Here is a 26,116-nt window from a genome sequence, read left to right on the forward strand (position 1 = left end):
AATAGCCGAAATTCAAGAAAAATAACAAAATTTGAGACATATTTGTAATATGAGCGTAAGTCAAAGACAATTAAAGTTTGCAAGGCTGATCCAGGAAGAACTCAGCCAGATTTTTCAAAGAGAAGGGAAAAATGTAATCGGGAACGCTTTTGTTACCGTTACAAGAGTTGAAGTTTCTCCTGATTTGAAAGTTGCTAAGGCTTATCTCTCCCTTCTGGCTATAAAAGACAAAAATGAGTTTATCGAGAATGTTAATGAAAGAAAGTCAGAACTAAGAAAACATCTTGGAAACAGAATTGCTAAACAAGTCAGGGCTATTCCGGAGCTTATTTTTTATCTCGATGAAGGAGCAGAATATGCCGGACGCATAGATAATATCCTGAAAGACCTGGATATCCCACCGGAGGATGACCAGGAGGAAGACGAAGACTGATGATTAATCTCCCATATCTTTTTGCGAAAAAATATTTCTGGTCACGTAAAAAGAAAAACTTCATCCACGTGATCTCAATCGTATCAATGATAGCTATTTCAATAGCTACAGCCTCTTTGATTATTGTATTGAGTGTTTTTAATGGATTAGAAGGTTTATTAACATCTTTGCTTAATGATTTTGACCCCCAGATCAAGATTTCTGCTAAGGTTGGAAAAACATTTCATATTGATTCTGTCGAATCAAAATTAAACACCATCCCCTCTCTTGAAGTAATCACCCCGGTTATTGAAAATAACGCTTTGATTAAATACAATAAAGCTCAAACTCTGGTAACAATAAAAGGAGTAGATGACAACTTTAAAGAGCAGGGCAGAATTATCGGGTCGATTGTAAGAGGTGACTTTAATCTTAAAAATAAAGAAGTTAACTACGCCGTAATGGGTTACGGTTTATTTGATGACTTACAAATATCATTAGAAAATGACTTTAAAGCCCTCCAGGTATTTTATCCAAAGGAGGTAAAACCTGGTCTAATTAACCCTGACCGTGCAGTCAAAAGAAAATCAATATTACCATCAGGAGCTTTTGCTATTGAAAAACATTATGATGAAAAATTCATGATTGTCCCTTTACGATTTGCTTCTGATCTATTCGAATACGAAGAAGGATTAGTTACGAGTATTGAGATCAAGACCTCCAAAGAAAGTGACTTAAATGATGTTAAAGAAGAAATACAATTGGCAATAGGCCCAGGTTTTACTGTATTGACAGACAGAGAACAACATGCAGATATCCTGAGAGCAGTTAAGCTTGAAAAACTCTTTGTCTTTATCATCTTATCTTTCATCCTGACAGTTGCCTCAATAAATATTTTCTTTTCCCTGAATATGTTAGCAGTAGACAAAAGGCGGGACATAAGTATACTATTTGCCATGGGCAGCCCTGATAAATTGATTAGAAAAATCTTTCTTTACGAAGGGTTCATCATTTCACTTGGGGGAGCAGTTGCCGGCATTCTTATCGGGTTTACCCTTTGCTATCTACAGCAGGAGTTTGGTTTTATAAGCATGGGAATGCAAACGGCTGTTGTTGATTCATATCCTGTAAAAATGTACTGGGGAGATTTTGTTGCAACTGGGATTACTATCTGTGCGATCACTTTTATCATTTCATTTCTACCTGCAAGGTCTGCAGTGAAAGCCGCTGATTTAAAAGAACTTCAATAAAATGTGATTTTTTTCATCAACCTTAACTTGCAAGGGTACACAATTTCACCTAATTTGGTATTCATTGTTTGCCAAAAAATGTTGCATTATGAAGGTTTCGAGCGCTCAGCCGTTCCAAATCATTTATTCAGTTTTTGAACATGAGTATCTCGGATATCTATTCGAATCCTACATTGTTCATCTCGATGATAACGGAGGTCTGACTTTTCAGCATCAAAATATTTCAATAAAGAACGCTGAAGAATTTAGTTCAGGTCTGGATGAAGTTGACTATGAGTTGATCGAGTTTATGGACAGTATGCAGCAGGATGTTGTAGCCAGAAAGTTTTCAAAGAAACCTATGAAAACTGAGGACTTTTTCCTGAAAGTATTTGATAAGGAAAAAGGCAACAAACTTCTGCAGAAGGAAATTGAAAGGTATCTTGATTTAAGACGAGCTGAAATCCTAAAAAAGATTAAAGGTAAAAGACTTTTCGAGATGGGTTCCGATGGAGAACCTGCCTGGAAGGAGATCTTCTATCAGGATAAAGCTGCCACTATACTTTTTCATTTCCACCGCAATGAAGACAACACTCACTATTGGCCGACAATTAAGCATAACGGTGCAAAAGTAGACTTTACTTATAAGGATTCTTATATATTGTGTAATGAGCCTGCATACATGGTAGTCGAAGGCAGGTTATACCACTTCGAAAAGAATCCGGAAGGCAAAAAACTTATTCCTTTTCTCAGAAAGAAGTTTATTCTTATCCCCGGGAAAATAGAGGAAACGTACTATGAAAAATTCGTTTGCCCGCTAATTGCAAATTTTGACGTTACCGCTAAAGGCTTTGATATTATTAATGAGGCCTATGGTGTTAATCCATACATTTATTTCTCTACACTCGCAGCAGCAGAAACAACACAAGGCACTTTATTTGATGATAAAAAGCCAGGTGCTAATGTTGAAGACAGGGAAAAAATCTTATTTGAACTTAAGTTTAAATATGGTCCCTACGAATTTAAAGGTGAAGCCAATCAGAAATCATCCGTTAGGATGGAAAAAACTGAGGATTCATTTTTATTCCATAAGGTAAGTCGTGATCCTGAAAAAGAAAGACAAATCATCCAATACCTTAAAGAGATCGACCTTTTATTAAAGCACGGAAGGTTGACTCTATCTAAACAAGATGCTTTTGCCTGGCTAACCTTATATAAATTTAAACTGGAGGAAAAAGGATTTAAGCTCATTCAGAAAGATGTAGAAAACAAAAAGTACTTCCTGGGTAAGCCGAATATTAACCTTGAAGTCAATGAAAAAAATGACTGGTTTGATATTCATGCGGTAATTGAGTTTGGAGACTTTAAGATTCCTTTCAAAGATCTTCGAAAATATATAGTTAAAAAGAAAAGAGAATTTTCTCTTCCAAACGGTGAAATAGCTGTAATCCCTGAGGCCTGGTTCTCAAAATACGGTGAACTGTTTTCTTTTATGCAAGAAAACGGAGAGGACTCCAGCGAAAGAATGGCCCTCAACAAACACCATGTTGCCTTGGTTGACGAGCTGAAACACGGAAACCTGGCCAAGGTGAATATTTCCACCAAACTCGAGTCATTGAAAGATTTTAACAAGATCGATGACTATCCGATGCCGGAAAATTTTAGTGGAAAATTAAGACCTTATCAAAAGGCCGGGTTTAACTGGATGAAGTTTCTGAACAATTATAATTTCGGTGGCTGCCTTGCAGATGACATGGGTTTAGGAAAAACAGTTCAGACCCTCGCGCTACTACAAGATGAAAAGGATCAGGGAATGGAAAAAGCTTCGCTTTTGATTATGCCAACCTCTCTTTTATACAACTGGCAAAAAGAAGCTGAAAAATTCACTCCTAACCTGAAAGTCTTTCTTTATACAGGTACAAACAGAGAAAAAGACGTTAACCAATTTGAAGGTTACGACATTATATTAACGAGTTACGGTATTGTAAGACTCGATGTGGATATTCTTAAAGATTACTTCTTTAATTATATAATACTGGATGAGTCTCAGGTTATTAAAAACCCGAATAGCAATATTGCAAAGGCGGTGAGAGACTTGCGCTCTAAATTCAGACTTATCCTTACCGGTACTCCTCTTGAAAATACTACGCTGGACCTTTGGTCTCAAATGTCTTTTGTTAATCCGGGATTACTCGGTTCGCAATCATTCTTTAAAAATGAATTTCTGCAGCCGATTGAAAAAAACCAGGACGAATCAAAGATTAAAAAGCTTTACAATATTATTAAGCCCTTTATCCTGAGAAGGCATAAATCACAAGTAGCGAAAGACCTTCCTCCTAAAATAGAAAACATCATCTATACTACGATGTCCACGGAACAGGAAGAAAAATATGAGGAAGTAAAAAGCTTCTACCGAAATAAGATCATGGATGAGATCGAACTTCAGGGAATGAAAAAAAGCCGCATGATGGTATTACAGGGGTTAACCAAATTGCGACAGTTAGCAAACCACCCTAAAATGGTAGAAGAAGACTACAAAGGAGAAAGTGGAAAAATGGAAGATGTTATGATCAGATTAAATGACGCCATAAGTGATGATCATAAAGTACTTGTGTTTTCTCAGTTTGTAAAGCATTTGAATATTGTAAAAAAACATCTCGATAAAGAAAAAATAAAATACTGCTACCTCGACGGTTCTACAAAAGACAGGCAGGGTCAGGTTGAAAAGTTTCAGGATGACCAGTCGGTTAAGGTGTTTTTAATTTCTTTGAAAGCTGGAGGCTTGGGATTAAATCTAACAAAAGCAGATTATGTATTTCTGTTAGATCCATGGTGGAACCCGGCGATTGAAGCACAGGCAGTAGATAGAGCTCACAGGATAGGGCAGACTAACCAGGTATTTACTTATAAATTCATTATGAGAGATACCGTCGAAGAAAAAATACTGACCCTTCAGCAAAGCAAATTAAAATTAGCTGATGAGCTTATTAATACAGAAGAAAGCTTTATGAAGAGCCTTGATAAAGCAGACATAGAAGCATTATTCACCTGATGGCTAAACAAAAAACTGCATACGTTTGTGATAATTGTGGCTATGATTCGCCAAAGTGGCTTGGAAAGTGCCCTTCCTGTTCTCAATGGAACACTTTTAAAGAAATAAAGCTGGGTTCCGGTAAAAAGAATGAACCTGAAACTTTATGGGAAGAGCCGGAAAACAAGTCAAATGGCTTACTAAAAAATAAGGCTTCAAGACTTTCTGAAGTAAGTACTGACGAACAGCCTCGTATAATCACTGAAGACCTGGAGTTTAACAGAGTGTTGGGCGGAGGAATCGTTCCCGGATCTCTGGTATTAATTGGTGGTGAGCCCGGAATAGGAAAGTCTACTTTAATGCTTCAGATTTCTCAATCATTAGGGAAGAACAAAAAAGTATTATATATAAGCGGAGAAGAAAGTGCCCAGCAAATCAGTATGAGAGCAAAGCGAATGGGGCTTGAGGCTAGCGAAATCTATTTACTTACCGAAACACAAGTTGACCATATATTCAACGAAATTAAAACGATCGACCCGGATCTTATTATCGTTGATTCTATCCAAACCACGGTTACTCCTCATAATGATTCAATGGCAGGTAGCATTACCCAGATTAGAGATTGTACTGCAACCTTTATGAAGTTTGCCAAAAAAACCCAGACATCCGTTATCCTCATTGGTCATATCACAAAAGATGGAAGTATAGCTGGCCCGAAGATATTAGAGCATATGGTTGATACGGTACTTCAGTTTGAAGGAGACAGACATATGAGCTACCGGATTCTTCGTACCACTAAAAACAGATTTGGAAGTACAGCAGAGCTTGGAATCTACGAAATGATTAAAGATGGTCTAAGACAAGTCAATAACCCATCAGAAATCTTACTTTCCCAAAGAGAAGAGCATGCGTCAGGAATTGCTATTGGAGCTACTTTGGAAGGAAACAGGCCCCTACTAGTAGAAATCCAGGCGCTAGTGAGCACAGCAGCTTATGGGACCCCCAAAGGACCTGCACAGGGTTTGACGTCAAAAGACTAAATATGCTTTTAGCCGTTCTTGAAAAACGAATGGGGTTTCGACTGGGCTCGTTTGATGTGTTTATCAATATTGCCGGAGGTATAAAAATTGAAGATCCTGCAATTGATTTGGCAGTTTGTGCAGCGGTAATCAGTAGCGCCAATGAGATTCCTGTGCCAAAAGACGCTTGTTTTGCTGGAGAGGTAGGACTAAGTGGTGAAATCAGAGCAGTCAACAGGATAGATAGTCGATTAGCAGAAGCAAGTAAACTTGGTCTTGATACTTTCTATCTCAGTAATATGCAGAAGAAATCTATTAGTAATGAATATAATAATCTGACTCTTGGTTGGTGCAACAAACTGGGGGATGCCCTTTCAGATTGGTTAGTCAGATAACTTATTGTATCCTCGCCAGCCTTGTAACCCTCCGGTATGAACAAATAATATTTTGGTTCCTTTCTTAAAATACCCCTGACTTATTTTATCAAGCAATCCATAAAGGCCCTTACTGGTATATACCGGATCAGGAAGGATATTATACTCTTTTTGAAAATCCTTACAGAAGCTTCTGAGCTCATCCGGAAACTTTCCATATCCTCCAAAAGTATATTCCTGCCATGAGATCAACGGATCTATACCATATTTAACCAATCGGTCATTTACATTTAATAATGTTTGCCTAAGATTAAGAGCTGGTACAGTAATAACTTTAGTCTCGCTATCTTTTACAGCTTTTGCTATTCCAATAGCAGTAGTTGAAGTTCCGGAGCAAACTAAAATATAATTATATTGACTTATATTTTGAATGCGTCCAATCATATCAACAACTCCCTTTTCACCAGTATCACCAGCTCCTCCTTCCGGAATAATCAACGAATTTGGATGTTTCTTCTTAATTGTATCTAAGAATTTAGTATCAAACCTCATTTTATAATCCTTTCGGCTTATAAAATCTAATTTCATACCGTATTGCTCGGCATCATATAAGGTAGGGTTTCTTTCTTTGGCAGCAAGTTCTTCACCTCTTATAATCCCAATTGTTTTAAAACCGAACTTTTTGCCTGTATAAGCAAGCGCATGGATATGATTACTATAAGCTCCTCCAAAACTGATAAGAGTGTTATAATTTTTTTCCTGGGCTTCTTTAATAAAATATTTAAGCTTCCAGTATTTATTTCCACTAATTTGTGGATGCAAAAGGTCTTCTCGAAGAATATCAACTTGAACTTTGTGTTCTTTCAAAAAGTCGCTAAACAAATGGTCAATTATAGCTGGCTTTTCCATAAATTAAAAATAGACTAACTTCGCAATTCAATGCAAGATATAGAAGAGTATTCAGATAGCGATGAATTATACGAACACTATCGTATAATCTGTGATCCTAAACAAACATTATTAAGGATCGATAAGTTTTTGATGGACCGATTGCCTAATGTAACCCGTTCAAAATTGCAAACAGCCATCAAAGATGGTTTCGTGAAGGTTAATAACAAAAATGTCAAACCTAATTACAAGGTTCACCCTGATGATGAAATTATTATTGCCTTACCAGAGCCTCCAAAAGAATCGGAGGTAATACCAGAGGACATTCCTCTGGACATAAAATATGAAGATGATCATTTATTGGTAGTCGAAAAGCCCGCAGGTATGGTGGTTCATCCGGCATATAATAACTGGAGTGGAACTCTGGTTAACGCCCTGGCTTTCCATTTTGAACAACTGCCGGAAATGCCAGGTAATACAGGAAGGCCAGGTCTCGTCCACCGCATTGACAAAGACACAAGTGGATTACTGGTTATTGCAAAGTCCGAATTAGCTATGACCGGATTAGCAAAGCAATTTTTTGACCACACCATTGATCGAACTTATATTGCTATGGTGTGGGGTATTCCAAAAGAAGAAAAAGCAACAATCAATTCTCCATTGGGAAGGCATCCAAAAGACCGAAGGGTAGTAACTGTGGTGGATGAAGAAAAGGGAGGAAAACACGCCATAACTCATTATAAAGTGCTCGAAGACTTGAGGTATGTATCTCTGGTGCAATGTAAACTAGAAACAGGAAGAACCCATCAAATAAGAGCACACCTGAAATCTATTGGACATCCATTATTTAATGACAGCACATATGGTGGAGATAAAATTTTAAAAGGGGCCCGTTTCTCTAAATATAATAGTTTCGTGGAAAATTGTTTTAAGTTGATGCCAAGGCAGGCTTTACATGCGAAGTCTCTTGGCTTTATCCATCCAATTACCGAAGAAAAATTATATTTTGAATCTGAGCTACCAGATGATTTTAATTCCGTAATAGAAAAGTGGAGACATTACGTTCAATATAATTAAACATATACTTTCTTTTAGTGTTTGATTCAAATATGAATATGAAAAATAAAAAAACCGGAGTTTTACTTATCAATCTAGGAACACCTGATAGTCCAAAAGTATCTGATGTCAGGTCTTATCTATTTCAATTTCTTAATGACCCAAGAGTCATTGACATTCCTGTCGTCTTAAGAAAAGTACTGGTTAATGGAATAATAGTTCCTTTTCGAGCTCCCAAATCAGCAGAGGAGTATAAAAAATTGTGGACAGATAAAGGCTCTCCGCTTCTATACTATAGCGAACAAACTAAAGAAAAACTACAAGAGTCTTTAGGCAACGACATCACTGTGGAACTGGCGATGAGATACAAGAACCCATCAATTCCTGATGTTCTTGAAAAAATGAGAAAAGAAAATTATGACAAAATAATTATCCTTCCTTTATTTCCACAATATGCATCAGCTACAAATGGATCAGCTATCGAAGAGGTTTTCAGAGTCATTAGTAAATGGTGGGTAATTCCTGAGCTTGAATTCGTAGGCCAGTTTTATGACCATCCTCTTTACATACAAGCCTATGCTGAACTAGGGCGTCAATTTAAGATTGAAGATTACGACCATGTGATTTTTAGTTATCATGGACTACCAACAAGACAGGTTGACAAAGTGTACGACAATGGTCTTTGCGAAGACAGAGATTGTGAAAAAGAGGTCAATGAAGAAAACAAGTTCTGCTACAAGGCCACCTCATATGCTACCACTCGAGCTATAGCTGAAGCGTTAAACATTCCTGAGGAAAAATATACAGTTGCTTTTCAGTCAAGGCTAGATAATAAATGGCTTGAACCTTTTGCTGATAAAACCATCATTGAACAAGCACAAAAAGGAGCAAAAAAATTGTTATTTTTTAGTCCTGCATTCACTGCAGACTGCCTGGAAACTATTATTGAGATAGGAGAAGGATATCAGGAACTATTTGAAGAACATGGAGGTGAAAAAGTTCAATTAGTACCAAGCCTAAATGATCATCCGACCTGGATAGAGTGTTTAAAAGATATTGTAAAGAATAGAGTATAAAAAAAGGCTGCAAATGCAGCCTTTTTTATTTATTCCAAGTTTTGTACTTTGATCTGAGTTGTCAATTCCATTGGTATTACCATTAATTGACCGCTGGTTGGTTCAGTGATTTTCACATCTCCTTTAGCTACTTGCATAAATAATGCTTTTTGAGGGATAGATTCAGAATCTAACAATGCCTCTCCCTGGAGCTGTCCGGAAAGATTAATTTTAGCTGGCATTCCCATCAAATTCATGGTTGCACCTTCAGAAGTCTTCATATTTCCCTTGATATCAACTTTAGCCATCTTATTTTCTGTAGAGGCATAATTAAAATCTTTTGTCGCCTTCATACTAAAGCTAGATACAGAAATTTCACTGGTCTTATTCCATGTATCGCCCTTAGAAGCTCCTCCGTCTTTAAGAGTAATGAAAATCTGATTAAACATTTCTGCAATCTGATCTTTTGACATAGATGCTTCCAATTGACTTTTTAACATCTCAACCTGTGCTGGAGGTAAGTTCTCCAGAGACCCTACTATTTTATTAACCAGCTCATCCGCTCCTTCGAGATCTGAAATATTCCCGTTGTTATCTATTTTAAAAGAATATTTATGACCCTTTAAATTTTTATATATCATCCCGGTTTGACCTCCGGCTTTTTCCGGATCTTCTGAATCGTATTCGGATACATTTCCATTCGCTGAGGATACATTCTTGAACGATGAAATTACAGCCTCCATGGTGTATGAGGATCCTGAGGCTTCTAATACATTAATATCAAATACATAAACTGAAGAGTTTTCAATTTCCTGTTTTTGACTCATGATGGTTTGCACCACTTTTGTATCTGAAGAATATGAATACTTGAATTTATCTCCCTCATTAAAATCATAGCTGATTTCATTTTTAATTATAGTGAAAGCAAAAGATATCGCCACACCAATGAAAATCAATACAGGTAATAGTTTTAGTTGTCTAGTCATTTTTCTTATTATTTCTAATTGAATGATCATAAAGAAAAGCTAATTTAATAAACAATTTAGGATTAGATAAGATAAATTTTATATAATCATCTATAATTTGATAAATGGTAAAAACAATACATCTATGAAGCGACATATTATCTCTTTTTTCTTTTTATTACCTGCAATAATCTGTGGTCAAAAGCTAAACGAAAAGGCAGGACAAAAAGCTGAAGAAATTGAACAAAAAGTTATTGAACTAAGAAGATATTTTCACCAAAACCCCGAACTGAGTAACCGTGAATTCAAAACAGCTGAAAAGATTGCAAATCATCTGAGATCATTGGGTATTGAGGTTCAAACAGGAGTTGCAAAAACAGGAGTTGTTGGAATACTTAAAGGGGGAAAACCCGGCCCCGTTGTCGGCTTAAGAGCTGATATTGATGCCTTACCTGTGACTGAAAGAACTGATCTTGAATTCAAAAGTAAAGTAATTGCTGAATATAATGATCAGGAAACAGGTGTTATGCATGCCTGTGGGCATGATACACACATTGCTATTTTAATGGGAGTAGCAGAAGTACTTTCTTCCATGAAAGATGACTTAAAAGGAACTGTAAAGTTTATATTTCAACCTGCAGAGGAAGGAGCTCCTCCCGGAGAGGAAGGTGGCGCTGAATTAATGGTCAAAGAAGGAGTGCTAAAAAACCCAGATGTAGATGCAATATTTGGCCTTCATATTAATGCAGGAACTCCTGTAGGACAAATAAAGATAAAAAAAGGAGGTATAATGGCTGCCTCAGATAGGTTTGTAATAAAAATAAAAGGAAGTCAGACTCATGGTTCTACTCCATGGGGCGGAACTGATCCCATTGCTATTTCAGGACAGATAATTAACGGTCTACAGCATATTATCAGCCGTCATACAGAATTGACTAAAGAAGCTGCTGTTATTAGTGTGGGAATGATAAAGTCCGGAGTTAGGTTTAATATCATTCCGGAAGAGGCTGAACTAACGGGAACGATCAGAACTCTGGATGGTGATATGCGAAAAGAAATACATCGGAGAATGAAACTGGTAGCTTCTAATATTGCGGAATCACATGGAGGTACAGCAGAAGTAGAAATCCAAAAAATGGTACCCGTAACCTACAATAATCATGAACTAACAGAAAAGGTAATGCCTTCTCTTAAAAAAGCAGCGTTAAATGGAGACTTAGTGGTTACACAAGCCATAACCGGAGGAGAAGATTTTGCTTATTTTCAGGAAAAAATTCCAGGCGTATATTTCTTTATCGGAGGAAAAGTCGAGAGCGATGACAAAAGAAAAGAAAAAATCACATCTCAACACCATACTCCCGATTTCATGATTGATGAGGCTGGTATGCTTACTGGCATGAAAGCCTTCCTTAATATTACCCTCGATTACATGAATAGCAATTAATAAAAAAAGCCCTTCAAATAATGAAGGGCTTTTCTATAGTTCCTTAACTATTATATTCAGGCATTTACCCTGTCAAATTCTTTGATTGTATCAATAAGATAATCAGCCTCCTCTATAGTGTTAAACCTTCCAAAAGAAAACCTCACCGCAGCTTGATTTTCATCTCTATCTAATTCAGCCAACACATGAGAACCAGTTGCAGCACCGGAAGAACACGCCGATCCACCGGAGCAGGAAATACCCTTAAGATCTAGATTAAATAACAGCATATCTTTATCCATTCTTTCAGGAAAATTAACCGAAAGGACAGTATATAAACTATTATTTAAGTCTCCGCTCATACCATTAAAAGTAACACCTTCTACCTCTTCTTTCAATCTCTTAATCAGTCTGCTTTTAACTCTTTCAATCTTTGCTCTGTCTTCGTTCATTTCATTGTAGCTTAGCTCAAGTGCTTTAGCAAGCCCCACGATACCATATACATTTTCGGTGCCTCCTCGGAGCCCCCTTTCCTGAGCTCCTCCATGAATAAAGGCAGGAATCCTTTTATTTTTATTGACATAAATAAACCCGGCACCTTTTGGTCCGTGAAATTTATGAGCTGAAGCTGCCAAAGTATTCAGATCTAGCTTTTTAACATCATGTTCGAAATGCCCCATGGTTTGGACCGTATCGGTATGAAAAAACGCATCATATTCTTTGCAGAGGTCAGAAACCTTTTGGATATCCGTTAGATTCCCAATCTCATTATTTGCATGCATTAAACTGACCATCGTTGACTTTTCTTCCTTCAGTAAGCTTTCAAGGTGTTCATAATTTACCACACCATCAGAATCTAATTCAACAAAGGATAGTTCTACCCCATGTTCGCCCAAATATTGTGAAGTATGTAAAACAGCATGATGTTCAATCCTGGATGTGATTAACCTTTGATAGCCAAAAGTTTCCACAGCACATCTCAAAGCCATGTTATCTGCTTCAGTACCTCCGGAGGTAAAAAATATTTCAGAAGGTGTTGCATTGATAAGTTGTGCTACTTTTTTCCTGGCACTTTCGATTTCTGATCTGACAGCCCGCCCATGAGCATGGGTAGATGATGGATTTCCGTATCCATCTCTCATAAGTGGGATCATAACCTCCAGCACCCTTTCATCTATTGGAGTTGTCGCAGCGTTATCAAAGTAAAACCTCATTATTGAATTATTTTATTTACAAAGATACATAAAATTCATTTTGATTAAATAAAAAAGGGATTGGCTATTCACCAATCCCTTGAATTTTCTTACTTAGTTTATTCTATTCTCTATGGTGAATAATCTCTCTGATATCATCCATTATTTTATGGGCTAAATGCTCTGCTGTGGCCTCAGACTCAGATTCACTGTAAATTCTGATAATTGGTTCAGTATTACTTTTTCTTAAGTGTACCCATTCCTTATCGAATTCGATCTTCACACCATCAACCGTGTTTACAGGTTGCTTTTGATATTTCTTCTTTACTGAATCTAAGATTTCATCGACATCGATTCCCGGAGTTAATTCAATCTTATTTTTCGAAATGTGATAATTAGGATATTTTGATCTCAGCATGCTCGATGATTTACCAAATTTTGCTAAATGAGTTAAGAACAAAGCTATCCCTACTAGCGCATCTCTGCCATAATGAAGTTCTGGATAAATAATTCCTCCGTTTCCTTCTCCGCCAATTACAGCATTTACCTCTTTCATTTTTTCAACAACATTTACCTCTCCTACTGCAGAAGCAGAATATTCACCGCCATGCTTTTCGGTTACATCGCGCAATGCTCGTGTAGAACTCAGGTTTGAAACAGTATTTCCTGAATTATTAGTCAAAATATAGTCTGAAACGGCTACCAGGGTATATTCTTCACCAAAAGGTGTTCCATCATCACAGATCAATGCTAATCTGTCAACATCGGGATCAACAACAATTCCAAGGTCAAAGCTTCCTTTTTCTATTGTTTTAATTATATCTCCCAGATGTTCAGGCAAAGGTTCCGGATTATGGGCAAAGAGACCATCCGGTTCGCAATGTATTTTTTCTACAACGAGAACTCCAAGAGCCTCAAGCAATCTTGGAACAGCAATACCTCCGGAAGAATTAACAGCATCTACAGCTATTTTAAATTTCGCTTCTTCAATTGCCTTTTTATCAACTAATGGAAGTTCAAGAATCTTATTTATGTGTAGATCCAGGGCATCTGGCTTTTCTGAAATCGAACCGAGTTGCTTAACACCAGCGAAAGTCGTATTTCCCTCTTCGGCAATTTCAAGGATTTTTTTTCCTTCATCACCGGAAATAAATTCCCCTTTATCATTAAGAAGCTTTAAGGCATTCCATTGGATAGGATTGTGAGAGGCTGTCAGAATAATTCCGCCGTTGGCATTTTCCTCAACGACCATCATCTCAACTGTTGGAGTTGTAGATAAACCGAGATCAATAATATTAATTCCAAGTCCCTGCAGGGTTGAGCAGACCAGATTATTAATCATTTCCCCGGATGGGCGGGCATCTCTGCCGATAACAACTTTAGCCTTATTTCCATTATTCCTTTCGAGTAACCATTGACCATATGCCGATGCGAATTTTACAGCATCGAGTGGGGTCAAAGCCTCACCTTGTTTTCCCCCGATTGTTCCTCTGATTCCGGAGATAGATTTAATTAATGTCACTGATTAATAAGTTTTAATTCCTTCGGACAAATCTAGTGAATCTGAAGGAACTATTTTATCGACCTGAAATTATAAATGAAAATTATTTGAAGCGGGCCAACACTTTTTCGACCTCATTATTGCTCTCCTCTTCTTTCCCGCAGGTTTCACCGGCTTCCATTGTTTTCCCGCAATATCCACAAGTCGCTCCTTCTTTATTTAAAAAAGGACTCTGAGAAGCACATGTTCCTTTAAACTCTCCGTTTTTTAAAAAGAGCAATCTGACTGACATTAATGCAAAAAACAATGCAACAAAACCTATTCCTAATAAAACTGTCCACATGATTGTTTACTTTTATGCAAAGTTACCTCTGTTTGGTTAAACGACACTTATTCAGGAATGTTTTTTTAAGTAAAAGTAAATGTAAACATGCATCATAAACCACTGGCACCCAAAGACAATAACCGCGAAAAAAAGCTTGAGGCGTTCGATCGGCTACTCACTATTATGGATGAGTTACGCCTTAATTGTCCATGGGATAAAAAACAAACTATCGAAAGTTTAAGACACCTGACCATTGAAGAAACTTATGAGCTCTCTGATGCGATAATTGAAAATGATTTAAGCGAAATAAAAAAAGAGCTTGGTGATATTATGCTCCACATGGTGTTTTATTCCAGAATTGCTGATGAAAAAGGAGCCTTTGATATTTCTGATGTTTTACATGGGGTTTGCGATAAGTTGGTTCATCGTCACCCCCATATTTACGGTGATGTAAAAGCAGATAATGAAGAAGCAGTAAAAGCAAATTGGGAAAAAATCAAGCTTAAAGAAAAAGGAGGAAATAAAACAGTATTGGGCGGCGTTCCTAAATCACTTCCTGCGTTGGTTAAGGCGATGCGTATCCAGGAAAAAGCTCGGGGAGCTGGTTTTGACTGGGAAGAACGTGGACAGGTTTGGGAAAAAGTCCAGGAGGAACTAAATGAATTTAAAGAGCAAGTAGATATAGAAAAAGGAGATATCACTAATACTGATGAGGCCACAGAAGAATTTGGAGATGTTATATTCAGCCTGATAAACTATGCCAGATTTGCAAATATAAACCCTGAAGAAGCTCTGGAAAAAACAAATAAGAAGTTCATCAAGAGGTTTAATTATATTGAAACAAGATCTAAAGAAATAGGAAAATCCTTAAGTGACATGTCACTCGCAGAAATGGATGAACTTTGGGAGGAAGCAAAGAAAAAGTAAAAGGTGATTGTTCACCCTTTACTTTCCAAAACTCATCATTGATTTATATCCTTCAGTACTGATCGTTACCGGAGTATCTGTATTTAATTCAGTAACAACCATTTTATATTTTTCGCCTTTTTTAGTTTCTCCTTCAGATTCCATCATTATACCTTCCGGATAAGCACCCATCAAAGGATTTTTATTTTTCCCTTTGTTTCCCATTCCAAGAAGGCCGGCTATTTGAGAAGCAGAAATATTAGCCTCCTCAGTGATCCAGCTTGTTCCTGATGCATCGTCAGACTCAAATCTGTATTCATGGCAAGTATATCCTAATATCTCTTTGGTTTTCCCTGTTTTTTCGAAAGTGAAATCTTCCGGTTCCATGTTTTCAGAAGCTTTTTCAAGTTGCTTTGGATTAAAAGGCATTGCCATTGCAGTCTTTTCGCCCTCATTATCCATCAGCATGTGCATCTTTTTATCAGACTTATTATAAATAATAATGGTCTCGCCGGTAGCCTTTTTATCATTCATGATCATTTTAACTCCGAACAACTCGTCTCCCTCATTGAAATATATAGTATAGGGAAAGTTCTGTTCACGACCTTTCTTATCAACATATGTCATATCATAAGTTATATGACCATCGAATTCAAATTCGTCTATTGCTGGAGCTCCTTCTTTTTCAGTAAATGATAACAGAGCTAATACTAGAAATGCTATTGGTACTAAGTTTTTTATTTTCATGGTTAGGTTGTGTTTAAATGATAGACAACTTAGAATTAACCAATTAAATAGAGGAAAGCAATATTTTAAAGCCTTTTTTTTAATCAGTGAATTATAAAAAGATAGGTTCTTGTTATTGAACTGAAGTAATTTTAAGGACCGTAAACAAATTAACCTTTTGGTCAATTCTCTTTTTTTACTTCAATAGCTTTTATTTCGATCTCTTCATCCTCGTCTGCGAGATAAAACTCATCATATTGTTCAATCAGCGGATGAGAATCTTTTTCCCTTTTTCCTTTATCAAACACCATTAGTAAAGCTGGCAAAACAACCAGATTGGTAATCATGGCGACCAGTAGAGTCAGGGAAGTTAGGATACCCAGGGCTACAGTACCACCAAACTCAGAGAAGGCAAAAATCACAAACCCAAAGAATAAAACGATCGAAGTGTAAATCATTGACTGGCCTACTTCCTTCAAGCTTTTAGAAATAGCAATCGGAACAAAAAAGTTACTGTTAAAGAGAGCTTGTCTGTATTTGGCGAGAAAGTGAATTGAATCATCTACGGAAATACCAAAAGCAATTGAGAAGATCAATGCGGTAGAGGGCTTAAGAGGAATTCCTGCATAACCCATAATACCAGCTGTGATGATCAATGGTATAAAGTTAGGAATCAAACTGATGATGATCATCCTGACGTTAGCAAAAAGAATTGCCATGATTATACTGATAATTATGAAAGCAAGAACCAGGCTTTGCCTCAGGTTTTCAATCAGATATTTATTTCCCTTTATAAATAATAAGGTGGTACCAGTCAGGCTTACATCTATATCCGACCCTTCAAAAATTTCATTTTTAGCTGGAACGATAACATTTTCTACCAGGCTATCCATTTTATTCGAGCCGATGTCAGCCATTTTTAATGATACCCTCATTTTTTGACCCGTTGAATCAATAAAAGACTCTACCAATTCATTACTAGATTCGGCATTTCGTAAATAGCTATAAATAAAAGCTTGTTCACGACCTGAAGGTAGTCTATACTGTGAAGGACTATTGTTGTAATATGCTGACCGAACTGCCTTTATAAAACTTACCATTGATACAGGACCCGAAAGGTCTTGAAGAGATGTTAATGTATCCTCGAATTGTTCAACTCTTCTTAAAACTGATAACGACCTGATTCCCTGCTCTTTTTTCGTATCAATATATACTTCCAAAGGCATTACCCCTGAGAAATTATTTTCGAAGAAGGCAAGGTCTTTCTTGATCTTACTATCTTCAGGGATATCATCAACCATGTAAGAGACACTTTCTACCTTTGTGGCTCCATAAATAAAAATTGCTAATAATGCGCCAGTCACTACAAAGACAGCATATCGATGTCTGTGAACTAACAGGTCTAAGATTTTTATTGACTTACCAACCAATTTAAAATCGAGATGCTTTAAGTGTCTGGACTTTGGAGCCGGCAGGAACGAAAATACACTTGGAATTAATATAATACTGACGACATAAGTCATCATGATATTAATACCGGCAACAATTCCAAATTCTTTTAAAATGGTAATATCATTGAATGCAAGGACAACAAACCCCACTGCAGTTGTAAAATTAGTTACAAGCGCCACAAGGCCTATTTTTCTAATCATTCTTGAAAGGGCAAGGACCTGGTTTCCGTGATTTGCAACTTCCTGATGATACCTGTTGAGTAAATAGATACAATTAGGAACTCCTATGACGACTATAATCGGTGGAAGCAACCCTGTCAATAAGGTCATCTTGTATCCCAAAAGGTGTGTCGTACCCATAACCCAGATCACCATTACTCCAATAACGATCATAGGAAAGAATACAGCGGAAAATGACCTAAAAAAGAAAAACAGAATTAATGCTGTAACGACTCCTGAAAGAATAAGAAACTTATTTAATTCTTTCTGCACCTTGGCACTCATCACCGACCTGATAAAAGGAATGCCGGCATAATGTATGTCGATATCAGATACTTCAGAAAACTTTTCAGCGGCCAGCTCAATATCATTGATCAGTCTCAACCGCTTATCTGAATTAATTATTTCCGAATCTAAAGAAAGCAGCAATACTGTTGATCCATTTGATGGATTTATGATCTGGCCGGTATAAAACCGCTGGTCCGCAGCAACACTTAATAATGAATCGAGTTCTTCGTCTGTTTCAGGTACTGATTTAAAAATCGGTTTTGGATCAAATCTCCTTTCAGAAGTGTTTTTCTCCAGTATTTGCATACTTGCTAGAGACAAAACATTATTAACTCCTTCTAGATTTTCTAACTCATTAGTCAGATAATAGAGGTTTTGAAAGTTTTCCAGCTCATAAACCGAGCTATCTTTCATCCCCAGTACGAGGAGATTAGCATCTTCACCAAATTGTTTTTTAAATGCCTGATAATTGATCATCAAGCTATCAGAAGGGGGGACGATTTTAGCAAAATCATAAGATACCTCCAGGTCTTTAGCTTTAAAAGCCATAAAACCCGTAATAACAGCTATAATAGCTATTAGAATAACTCGGAATTTAAGTATTATATGTGATATGCTTGTCCACATGATCTCGGCAAAAGTGCAAAACTAGGGAAATAAAATCTTTTATTTCAGTTCATTATTATATAATCACCCAATTAAAATTACATCTGTCAATTTCTCATACCAGGAATAGTTTGACCGGTAATCTTACGATAAATGCTTACTGCATGACTATCAGATAACCCGGAAACCATATCGATGATTTCACGAATTAAACTGTAAACAGTCTTCGCCTCTAAAACATTTATTCTATTTAGCTCAGGAAGCATTTGAATGAGCCTTTTATCAGCACCAGAGCGATTTTCATTATCAAAAACCATTCTAAATCCTGCTTCGATAAATTTATTTAAAAGACCATCTACTACTTCAAAACCGGCAACTTCTGTTTCAACGACCTGGATATTCTGGTAAATTTCTTTAACCGAAACCTGTTGGATTTCATTTAAGACCTCTTTAGAAGGTAAAAGATTAAATATCGATTGATCGAATTCACCTGAAAGAATCTGTTTTTCGCTTTCAACGAATATTGAACCTGCCTGATCTACCAATTTGTTTATCGCTAAAGCTCTTAATATAGCCAGCTTTTCTTCTCTTGTAGATAAACTATTGAACTTTTTCTCATTAAACTTATCTTTAATGATTTCAACAAGAAAATTTTTGGTTTGTTCGAAACTGATTATCTCAAGTCTACATGCGTCTTCAAGGTCGATAATATGGTAACATATATCATCAGCGGCTTCAACCAGAAATGCTAATGGATGCCTTTTCCAGGCCATGCCTTTATCCATATCGACTTTGATCAGCCCCAGGTTACCTGCCAATTCCTGAAATTGCTTTTCTTCAGAAGAAAAATAACCATATTTCTTACGAGACTTAACACCCGCTTTTTTGTCCATTCCGAGAGCACTGCATGGATATTTAGTGAAAGCTCCTAAAACAGCATCGCTTAACATAATTCCAAGACTCTTGTTTTTTGCCAGCCTGAAGCCCTGAGCGTTTCCTTCAAAGGATATTAATTCCTGCCATTCTTCCTCCGAACAATGTGATTTAAACTTTTGTCCTCTACCGGTCTTAAAATATTCAGAAATAGCATCCTCTCCCGAGTGTCCGAATGGTGGGTTACCAATATCATGACAGAGTCCGGCAGCTGCTGTAACAGTACTAAAATCAAACGGGGTAAGCCCGGTTGATTTAATGTCATTACTTGCTTCGCAGAGCATCTCCCCGGCCTTTCGACCAAGGCTTCTGGCAACAGAGGAAACTTCAAGAGAATGAGTTAATCTTGTATGTACAAAATTACTTTCAGGCAAAGGATGTACCTGTGTTTTATCCTGAAGACGTCTGAAAGGTTGAGAAAAGATAATTCTATCATAGTCACGTTCAAACCTGCTCCTAATGTTATATCCATTGGAGACAGTATTTTCATCTAAACCAAAAAGCTTAATCCAGTTTCCCATCAGTCAAATTTTGGCGCAAGATACATTATTTTAAAACTTATTAAATAATGATCCGATCATACCTTTAAAATCGCTTCAAAAAATGACAGGTTTTCCTTTCTGTTCTTAAGGATTAATAAGGGCACATATCTATTTATTTTCAGGATTTTTGCCGCGGTAGATCCCAGCACCAGTCCGGCCCATGAAGATCTGCCCTGAGAAGAAACCACTAATAGATCAGAGTCCAGAATTTTAGCCTGGTTCAAGACTTTATCTGCGGGGTTATCATCTTCATCAAGTAAAAAATTACAATGTATGTTACCGAGTTTATTCTTTTTAGTAAACCTCTTGAAGTCTTTTTCCGCATTAACTCTCATAATCTCAGAAAACTCTTCATAGGTTTTTCCACTTAAATGATAACCTGAAGGAACTGTATAAACATGAATAAGCTCTGATGTAGTTTTTTCAGGAAGATTATCTCTTACAAATTCGATACCTGCAAATGAATGATCTGAAAAATCTGTGGTAATGGCTACGCTATTAATGTGATCGTGAAAGTTTTCCGGCACAAAAAGCAAGGAACATGGAGCCATATTAGAAAGCTTAGTTCCCAAAACGTTGTGTCCTTTAAAAGAATCCTTATTTCCGATGAACATCAGATCGGCATGCTTAATCTTAACCCATTCCAATAGGTCCTTTGAAGGGTTTCCCTTTTTGACCTGTATCTTGTAATTCGTGTTCGCTTTAAAATGTTCGTTAACTAACGATTGAATATGTGATTCTATTTTTTCATCCAGGGGAGTGCCTTCTGAATCATCATATTCCATGTTTTTAATGATGTGAATAAAATCTACCTGCTCAAGATTTGCCACGTTGGAAAATAAGGATGCATATTTTACCAGGTTCACATCCATTTCTGTATTATCCAGAGCGACTATGGCGTGCTTAAACTGATTAACCATTCTTTTTTTCTTAATTTAATCAATTATAAAGATTCGTAATTTGATGTCGGTCAGGAGATTATATGACCTATATCATTTAATAAAATGAAGTAATTTTTGTATATTAAAAGTAATCTACAAAATAAAAATGATATGGCCGGAATCATGCACACCCATTCTGCTTCTAAACCTTTAAAATCGATTGCAAACACCCAAAGTGCAATCAATAAAATACTCGTAGCAACCGAGGCGTGCTCTACTTGTGTTCCGATATTAAATTATGGTGCAGGCCTGGCTGATACGCTCGGTGCTGAACTGGTGATTTTACATATTGTTAAAACTGATCCAAGCAAAGGTGATTATATAAATGACTATAAAATTAACAAAGGGCGTCAAAACCTTATTCAGGCCCTTAACAGAATGAATATTAAACCGGATAATGTCATTCTTTTAGTGCGTACCGGAGATCCTGAAGATATCATAAACAAGACAATCCTGACTCACAATGTTAGTCTTTGTGTAATGGGAAAGTCAAAAAGTCGAAGTGACAAAGAAAGAGTGGGTAAACTGACCAGTAAAATTGTAGATAACCCTCCTTGCCCGCTAACTATTATAAATCCTCAACACCGAACCAAGCTTCCTAAAAAAGTTCTAATTACATGGGGCAACTACGACCTGGACATTCTGGAACACCAAAAAAATTTCTTTGATAGCTTTATGAAAAAACTTCAGGCAGATGATATTCTTTTTCATGTAACTCATGATTATGAGTCTTTTCATCCTGATGAAGTTGAAGAAGCTTTTAAAGGTATATTACATCATAAAGTTAATTTAGAAACATCTCATAGTGATAATGCCTACCTGGCAATCAAGAATAAGCTTTCTTCCGAGGATTTTGACATGGTTGTTTTATTCCATAAAGTGAATAAAACGACTGATGATAAATTTAAAGGTAGTATTAGTAAAAAATTATCCTTTTCCGCCAACACTGCAGTAATGATAATCCCTGTATTTAATTAATACACAAAGATTTGTAATATAAAAATTATATAATTTTTACTATATTTGACCGAACAATCAGTCAAACTATGGAAACTGCAACCCGAGAAAAAGACTTCAAAATTCAAAAAAGAAAAAGAATCTTATTTTCTGCTTTGGAGCTATTTGCCACTCAAGGTTACGATGGCACTTCGGTAAGTCAGATCGCCAAAGCTGCCGGAATATCCAAAGGCCTTACCTATGTCTATTTTGAAAGCAAAGAAGATTTATTGCTTCAAATAATAAATTATTTTAAAGCTGAAGAAGAAATACGGCTTGCTTCATTATATGACGATGATCCGAATATTTTTTTAAAAAGGCTTATTCATGATTTTTTTAACAGGATTAGGGAACGTCCAGAACATATTAAGCTCGTCACTTCGTTGATGCTACAGGTGAGTAAATACAAGTTCATTCAGGAAATGGCTATTGATAAATATCTGACCTATTTTCAGCTAATGCAGGAACTACTGGATAAAGTTGGATTTCCGGATTCCCGAAGAGAAGCTAAATTATTAACGGCTATGCTGGATGGTGTGGCAATACAATTTAATGTAGTAGGAGAGGATTATCCATTAACTGAAACTGAAAAGTACATTTTAACAAAGTACGTCAGTTAATAACAAGCATCGGAATACTCTTATTATTCACTAGGCTTTTTGAGACTGATTCTGAAAATAAGCCATTATAAAAGTGCTTTCCGGGAAAAACCACAATTAAATCTCCTTTGATTTCAAGAACTTTTTTTAATATCGTTTTAGAGATGAATTCATTACTCTTTTGAGGAACCAGACAAGTCTGAATATCAGGCAGGGTCATTCTAAGAGTCTTCATAACTTTTTCCTTTTCATCACTAAACTTTTGTTTAAGAGACTCTTGTGTAACTGATAGCAAAACCTGGTTTGATGATAAAACACTTAATAATTGAGCTGAATTGATCAGATCTTTTTTCTTATTCTTTTTGCTATAATCACAGCTAATGCATGCGTTTTTAAAAGGAAAATGACCTTCAAATTGTTCAGGTACAATAATTGAAGGGCATCCAATACTATTTAATATTCTAACAATATTAATTTTAAGGAAAGACATAAATCCAGAAGGGTTTTTCTTTCCCAGAACAATCAGGTCAACTTTCTCTTGCTCGACAAAGGCTGACAAACGTGTTTCAAGATAACCGAGCTTAAACTTCAATTCATAGGCAATACCACTGTTAGAAAGATATTCCTCCTCGAGCTTTTTGAATTTTTTTGCAATACTAGATGAAAATACAGCCGGATCGTTTTCTTCCTCTACATATAAAGGAAGGCCACCAACCGGCTGAGGAATATTAAAAACATGAAGAACAGTCAGCTTCGCGTTGAGCTGCCGTGCAATATCAATTGCATATTTAAGACCGGTATAACTGGCATTACTAAAATTTACCGGCACTAAAATGTGGCTGACTACTAGGTTACTCATTAAACTAATCCCGTCGATTACTATTTAATATGACAAGTCCAAACTGGTTTATTAGTATGATTAACAAGGTCCTCCGCTATGCTTCCGGAAATTGTATGCATCAACCCTTTTCTTCCATGAGTTCCGATAGCAATAAGATCTATATCATTATCTTCCGCAAAAGCAGAGATGCCGGCATCTTCCTTATATGCATCATAAGTACTTACATTGACATTCACCAGGTGATTCTTTTTAGCAAATTCTCTTAAATTATTCTCCGCCCCCGGGTTGGAATAAAATTGTAAGGGGTATTTACTCGCACCAGGTAAAGCTCTGCATCCATTACTTCAAGCAACCTGTCAAAATGATTTAGCAAATTTTCTTGAGTCTCTGTATAATCAGTAGCAAAAGCGATTGATTTAATTTGCTCTAACCTGATTGGATCTTTAACAGTAATCACAGGATGCTTGGAGTATCTGACTACTCGTTCAGCATTTGAACCAATCATAACCTCATCCATACCGTGTGCACCTTTACTTCCCATAATTACCAGGTCAGCATTTAGAGCTGCTATCTTTTTGGTAATGTTTTGGTATGGGTTACCTATTTTAACAATCGTTTCAACATCAAGGCCATCAAACATTTCTTTGGTTCGAAGTTCTTCAAATTGCTTTTCAACCTTTTCAATCATCTGAGCAGTAAACGCATTAGCAGGCATTCCGCTTTCCGGGGCAGGCCCCATAGTAGTAAAACTAGCAGTTGGATAATATTCTATAACATGTATAATTGATAACTTTGCACCTGTCTTTTTTGCGAAATCCACCGCAAGTTGAAGTGCGTATCCTGCTTCTTTCGAAAAGTCTGTGGGTACTAATATATTCTTCATGGCTTTCGTTGTTTTTTAACAAATAAGACATTTATTTATTGATACCACCTTGCATCTTGTCAGCAGGTCGTATGATTAATATCATTAAGTCAAAAATATTATTATCTTGAGTGTCGAATAAAGCGGAAAACGATGGTTGCTAATGGAAAATGAACAAAAATTATTTCAATCTATATTTGAAAGTGCAGTTGAAGGGCTAATAATTTGTAACAGGGAAGGGGAAATAGAATTAGCCAATAAAAGAGCTGAAAGTCTTTTTGGTTATGATAAGGATGAACTCACTGGAAAAAAAATTGAATTATTGGTTCCTGATGATTTAAAGGCTATACATAGAGGTCACAGAAGAAAGTATTCACAAAAACCCTCCAAAAGAATGATGGGGGCAAACCTGGAATTGTATGGTAAAAGAAAAGATGGCAGCGAGTTTCCTTTAGAAATATCTTTAAACCATACTACTGTCGAAGACAAAACATTGATAGTTGCCTTCATCATTGATATTACTTCCAGAAAAAAAATGGAAAAAGACCTGGAAAAAAACCGAAACAGGCTGGAAAAATATTCTGTTGAGCTAGAGCAAAGAGTAAAACAAAGAACATTAGAACTTGAAAAGTCCAATATCAACCTGATTGCCTCACAAAAGCTATTCAGAACAATTTCAAAAAACTTCCCAAACGGCACGATCAATGTAATCGATAAAAACTTTAATTACATTTTTGTAGAAGGGCGTGAACTTCAATCCCAGGGAATTAATAGTAAAGATTTGATTGGGAAAAAATATGTTCATTATCAACCCGGTTCTGAATTAGAAGAAAAGTTAAAAAATGCACTGATCGGGCAAAACAGCACCCATGAAATTAGAAATGGCGACGAATATTATATTATGTATATCGTCCCACTTTCTTCCGGACATGAAGGATTAATTGAGCGTATTCTGATTGTAGAGAAAAACATTACTCAACAGAAAAACGCTGAAGACAATATCCGTACATCACTGAAAAAGGAACGAGAGCTTAATGAACTGAAAAGCCGATTCGTTTCCATGGCCTCCCATGAGTTTCGAACACCGTTGAGTACTATTCTGAGTTCTGCTTCCTTGCTGGATAAATATTTTGATCTGGGCAATAAAGAAAAGAAAGATAAACACATCACCAAAATTAAATCATCGGTCAACAACCTGATTAATCTGCTCAATGACTTTCTTTCTCTTGACAAAATTGAAGAAGGTGTAATAACGCCAAGTTTCCATCAATTTAATCTTAAAAAATTAATTGAAGACATACTGGATGAACTACAAGAATCATTAAAACCGGGTCAGGAAATAAACTTTAAATATAAAATTGAAGAGCATGTTATATTAGATAAACAGTTAGTAAAAAATATTTTTATAAATTTAATTTCTAATGCAGTTAAATACTCCCCGGTTGATAAACCGATTCTCGTTTCGGTTTATAAGGAAAATGGATTAATTATTTTTGAAATATCTGATCAGGGAATCGGAATCCCGGAGGAAGATATGAAACATTTATTTCAGCGTTTTTTTAGAGCACATAATGCCAGTAATATTGAGGGAACCGGTCTTGGTTTAAATATTGTAAAAAAATATGTTGAAATGATGGGGGGTAATATTAGTTGCGTAAGTGAGGAAGGGTTTGGTACTACATTTAAAATCTTTCTGGAAGAAAAAGTCGTTGAAAAATCTGAGTAATTTAAATAT

The 26,116-nt window shown here is 36.4% G+C and carries 22 protein-coding genes and 1 pseudogene; 11 read left to right on the plus strand and 12 right to left on the minus strand.

Annotated elements, in window-relative coordinates:
* The first annotated feature begins 49 nt into the window (after positions 1-49).
* The 4 genes and pseudogenes from rbfA (at position 50) to radA (ending at position 6,086) form a co-directional block, all read left to right on the plus strand.
* A complete protein-coding gene (gene rbfA, locus DCC35_RS01880) occupies positions 50-433 on the plus strand; it encodes a 30S ribosome-binding factor RbfA (protein WP_137089190.1) in 384 nt (127 codons plus the stop codon).
* A complete protein-coding gene (locus DCC35_RS01885; protein ID WP_137089191.1) occupies positions 433-1,662 on the plus strand; it encodes an ABC transporter permease in 1,230 nt (409 codons plus the stop codon). Before rbfA ends, DCC35_RS01885 begins: the two co-directional genes overlap by 1 nt.
* 88 nt (positions 1,663-1,750) lie before the next feature.
* Positions 1,751-4,693 carry a DEAD/DEAH box helicase gene (locus DCC35_RS01890; RefSeq protein ID WP_137089192.1) on the plus strand — a complete coding sequence of 981 codons (2,943 nt, stop codon included), beginning with the start codon at positions 1,751-1,753 and terminating at the stop codon, positions 4,691-4,693.
* A pseudogene (gene radA / locus DCC35_RS01895) lies at positions 4,693-6,086 on the plus strand (DNA repair protein RadA). Before DCC35_RS01890 ends, radA begins: the two are co-directional and overlap by 1 nt.
* Here the strand turns inward: radA and DCC35_RS01900 are convergent.
* Positions 6,075-6,974 carry a 1-aminocyclopropane-1-carboxylate deaminase/D-cysteine desulfhydrase gene (locus DCC35_RS01900; protein WP_137089193.1) on the minus strand — a complete coding sequence of 300 codons (900 nt, stop codon included), beginning with the start codon at positions 6,972-6,974 and terminating at the stop codon, positions 6,075-6,077. The pseudogene radA and the gene DCC35_RS01900 overlap by 12 nt on opposite strands.
* A gap of 30 nt (positions 6,975-7,004) precedes the next feature.
* Between DCC35_RS01900 and DCC35_RS01905 the strand changes: the two genes are divergently transcribed.
* On the plus strand, positions 7,005-8,030 hold the full coding sequence (locus DCC35_RS01905; protein WP_137089194.1) for an RluA family pseudouridine synthase: 1,026 nt from the start codon (positions 7,005-7,007) through the stop codon (positions 8,028-8,030).
* A gap of 38 nt (positions 8,031-8,068) precedes the next feature.
* Complete coding sequence (gene hemH, locus DCC35_RS01910) at positions 8,069-9,085, plus strand: ferrochelatase (RefSeq protein WP_317128968.1); 1,017 nt, start codon at positions 8,069-8,071, stop codon at positions 9,083-9,085.
* 29 nt (positions 9,086-9,114) lie between these two features.
* Here the strand turns inward: hemH and DCC35_RS01915 are convergent, their stop codons facing one another.
* A complete protein-coding gene (locus DCC35_RS01915) occupies positions 9,115-10,050 on the minus strand; it encodes a DUF6263 family protein (protein ID WP_137089196.1) in 936 nt (311 codons plus the stop codon).
* Positions 10,051-10,174: 124 nt separating this feature from the next.
* Here DCC35_RS01915 and DCC35_RS01920 point away from each other — a divergent pair, with 124 nt between their 5' ends.
* Positions 10,175-11,473, plus strand: coding sequence for an amidohydrolase (locus tag DCC35_RS01920; RefSeq protein WP_137089197.1), 1,299 nt, complete (start codon positions 10,175-10,177; stop codon positions 11,471-11,473).
* Between the two features lie 56 nt (positions 11,474-11,529).
* Here DCC35_RS01920 and DCC35_RS01925 read toward each other — a convergent pair whose 3' ends face one another.
* The 3 genes from DCC35_RS01925 to DCC35_RS01935 form a co-directional block, all read right to left on the minus strand.
* Entirely contained in the window at positions 11,530-12,666 is a 1,137-nt protein-coding gene (locus DCC35_RS01925; RefSeq protein WP_137089198.1) for a cysteine desulfurase family protein, read from the minus strand.
* 103 nt (positions 12,667-12,769) lie between these two features.
* Positions 12,770-14,167, minus strand: a complete 1,398-nt coding sequence (gene glmM, locus DCC35_RS01930; RefSeq protein WP_137089199.1) for a phosphoglucosamine mutase — start codon at positions 14,165-14,167, stop codon at positions 12,770-12,772.
* 82 nt (positions 14,168-14,249) lie between these two features.
* Positions 14,250-14,489, minus strand: a complete 240-nt coding sequence (locus DCC35_RS01935; RefSeq protein ID WP_137089200.1) for a hypothetical protein — start codon at positions 14,487-14,489, stop codon at positions 14,250-14,252.
* 87 nt (positions 14,490-14,576) lie between these two features.
* On the opposite strand from DCC35_RS01935, the gene mazG reads away from it, so the two are divergent.
* Entirely contained in the window at positions 14,577-15,398 is an 822-nt protein-coding gene (gene mazG, locus DCC35_RS01940) for a nucleoside triphosphate pyrophosphohydrolase (RefSeq protein ID WP_137089201.1), read from the plus strand.
* Positions 15,399-15,416: 18 nt separating this feature from the next.
* Here mazG and DCC35_RS01945 read toward each other — a convergent pair whose 3' ends face one another.
* The 4 genes from DCC35_RS01945 to DCC35_RS01960 form a co-directional block, all read right to left on the minus strand.
* On the minus strand, positions 15,417-16,124 hold the full coding sequence (locus tag DCC35_RS01945) for a DUF4412 domain-containing protein (RefSeq protein WP_137089202.1): 708 nt from the start codon (positions 16,122-16,124) through the stop codon (positions 15,417-15,419).
* A 161-nt stretch (positions 16,125-16,285) separates the two neighbouring features.
* Positions 16,286-18,610 (minus strand): efflux RND transporter permease subunit, encoded by a 2,325-nt coding sequence (locus DCC35_RS01950; protein WP_317128969.1) that lies wholly within the window; start codon positions 18,608-18,610, stop codon positions 16,286-16,288.
* A gap of 164 nt (positions 18,611-18,774) precedes the next feature.
* Positions 18,775-20,121, minus strand: a complete 1,347-nt coding sequence (gene dgt, locus DCC35_RS01955) for a dGTP triphosphohydrolase (protein WP_137089204.1) — start codon at positions 20,119-20,121, stop codon at positions 18,775-18,777.
* Positions 20,122-20,177: 56 nt separating this feature from the next.
* A complete protein-coding gene (locus DCC35_RS01960; protein WP_137089205.1) occupies positions 20,178-21,062 on the minus strand; it encodes a universal stress protein in 885 nt (294 codons plus the stop codon).
* 132 nt (positions 21,063-21,194) lie between these two features.
* Here DCC35_RS01960 and DCC35_RS01965 point away from each other — a divergent pair, with 132 nt between their 5' ends.
* Together DCC35_RS01965 and DCC35_RS01970 are read left to right on the plus strand one after the other, a co-directional pair.
* Positions 21,195-22,061, plus strand: a complete 867-nt coding sequence (locus DCC35_RS01965; RefSeq protein ID WP_137089206.1) for a universal stress protein — start codon at positions 21,195-21,197, stop codon at positions 22,059-22,061.
* A 68-nt stretch (positions 22,062-22,129) separates the two neighbouring features.
* Positions 22,130-22,699 carry a TetR/AcrR family transcriptional regulator gene (locus tag DCC35_RS01970; RefSeq protein ID WP_137089207.1) on the plus strand — a complete coding sequence of 190 codons (570 nt, stop codon included), beginning with the start codon at positions 22,130-22,132 and terminating at the stop codon, positions 22,697-22,699.
* On the opposite strand, the gene DCC35_RS01975 is transcribed toward DCC35_RS01970, so the two are convergent.
* From DCC35_RS01975 to DCC35_RS01985, 3 genes are read right to left on the minus strand one after another with little or no spacing between them, the layout of a single operon-like run.
* Positions 22,692-23,537 carry a universal stress protein gene (locus DCC35_RS01975; protein WP_137089208.1) on the minus strand — a complete coding sequence of 282 codons (846 nt, stop codon included), beginning with the start codon at positions 23,535-23,537 and terminating at the stop codon, positions 22,692-22,694. The genes DCC35_RS01970 and DCC35_RS01975 overlap by 8 nt on opposite strands.
* 20 nt (positions 23,538-23,557) lie before the next feature.
* Positions 23,558-23,755, minus strand: coding sequence for a universal stress protein (locus tag DCC35_RS01980; protein WP_175402679.1), 198 nt, complete (start codon positions 23,753-23,755; stop codon positions 23,558-23,560).
* Positions 23,756-23,781: 26 nt separating this feature from the next.
* Positions 23,782-24,402 (minus strand): universal stress protein, encoded by a 621-nt coding sequence (locus tag DCC35_RS01985; protein WP_137089210.1) that lies wholly within the window; start codon positions 24,400-24,402, stop codon positions 23,782-23,784.
* A 142-nt stretch (positions 24,403-24,544) separates the two neighbouring features.
* On the opposite strand from DCC35_RS01985, the gene DCC35_RS01990 reads away from it, so the two are divergent.
* Positions 24,545-26,107 carry a sensor histidine kinase gene (locus DCC35_RS01990; protein ID WP_137089211.1) on the plus strand — a complete coding sequence of 521 codons (1,563 nt, stop codon included), beginning with the start codon at positions 24,545-24,547 and terminating at the stop codon, positions 26,105-26,107.
* Positions 26,108-26,116: the final 9 nt, after the last annotated feature.

The sequence above is a fragment of the Mangrovivirga cuniculi genome (assembly GCF_005166025.1).
GTDB lineage: Bacteria > Bacteroidota > Bacteroidia > Cytophagales > Cyclobacteriaceae > Mangrovivirga > Mangrovivirga cuniculi.

What these genes read in the sequence shown, in the direction of transcription:
- rbfA (WP_137089190.1), top strand. Translation starts at nt 50, where the DNA reads ATGAGCGTAAGTCAAAGACAATTAAAGTTTGCAAGGCTGATCCAGGAA.
- DCC35_RS01885 (WP_137089191.1), top strand. Translation starts at nt 433, where the DNA reads ATGATTAATCTCCCATATCTTTTTGCGAAAAAATATTTCTGGTCACGT.
- DCC35_RS01890 (WP_137089192.1), top strand. Translation starts at nt 1,751, where the DNA reads ATGAAGGTTTCGAGCGCTCAGCCGTTCCAAATCATTTATTCAGTTTTT.
- DCC35_RS01900 (WP_137089193.1), bottom strand. Translation starts at nt 6,974, where the DNA reads ATGGAAAAGCCAGCTATAATTGACCATTTGTTTAGCGACTTTTTGAAA.
- DCC35_RS01905 (WP_137089194.1), top strand. Translation starts at nt 7,005, where the DNA reads ATGCAAGATATAGAAGAGTATTCAGATAGCGATGAATTATACGAACAC.
- hemH (WP_317128968.1), top strand. Translation starts at nt 8,069, where the DNA reads ATGAAAAATAAAAAAACCGGAGTTTTACTTATCAATCTAGGAACACCT.
- DCC35_RS01915 (WP_137089196.1), bottom strand. Translation starts at nt 10,050, where the DNA reads ATGACTAGACAACTAAAACTATTACCTGTATTGATTTTCATTGGTGTG.
- DCC35_RS01920 (WP_137089197.1), top strand. Translation starts at nt 10,175, where the DNA reads ATGAAGCGACATATTATCTCTTTTTTCTTTTTATTACCTGCAATAATC.
- DCC35_RS01925 (WP_137089198.1), bottom strand. Translation starts at nt 12,666, where the DNA reads ATGAGGTTTTACTTTGATAACGCTGCGACAACTCCAATAGATGAAAGG.
- DCC35_RS01935 (WP_137089200.1), bottom strand. Translation starts at nt 14,489, where the DNA reads ATGTGGACAGTTTTATTAGGAATAGGTTTTGTTGCATTGTTTTTTGCA.
- mazG (WP_137089201.1), top strand. Translation starts at nt 14,577, where the DNA reads ATGCATCATAAACCACTGGCACCCAAAGACAATAACCGCGAAAAAAAG.
- DCC35_RS01945 (WP_137089202.1), bottom strand. Translation starts at nt 16,124, where the DNA reads ATGAAAATAAAAAACTTAGTACCAATAGCATTTCTAGTATTAGCTCTG.
- DCC35_RS01950 (WP_317128969.1), bottom strand. Translation starts at nt 18,610, where the DNA reads ATGGCTTTTAAAGCTAAAGACCTGGAGGTATCTTATGATTTTGCTAAA.
- dgt (WP_137089204.1), bottom strand. Translation starts at nt 20,121, where the DNA reads ATGGGAAACTGGATTAAGCTTTTTGGTTTAGATGAAAATACTGTCTCC.
- DCC35_RS01960 (WP_137089205.1), bottom strand. Translation starts at nt 21,062, where the DNA reads ATGGTTAATCAGTTTAAGCACGCCATAGTCGCTCTGGATAATACAGAA.
- DCC35_RS01965 (WP_137089206.1), top strand. Translation starts at nt 21,195, where the DNA reads ATGGCCGGAATCATGCACACCCATTCTGCTTCTAAACCTTTAAAATCG.
- DCC35_RS01970 (WP_137089207.1), top strand. Translation starts at nt 22,130, where the DNA reads ATGGAAACTGCAACCCGAGAAAAAGACTTCAAAATTCAAAAAAGAAAA.
- DCC35_RS01975 (WP_137089208.1), bottom strand. Translation starts at nt 23,537, where the DNA reads ATGAGTAACCTAGTAGTCAGCCACATTTTAGTGCCGGTAAATTTTAGT.
- DCC35_RS01985 (WP_137089210.1), bottom strand. Translation starts at nt 24,402, where the DNA reads ATGAAGAATATATTAGTACCCACAGACTTTTCGAAAGAAGCAGGATAC.
- DCC35_RS01990 (WP_137089211.1), top strand. Translation starts at nt 24,545, where the DNA reads ATGGAAAATGAACAAAAATTATTTCAATCTATATTTGAAAGTGCAGTT.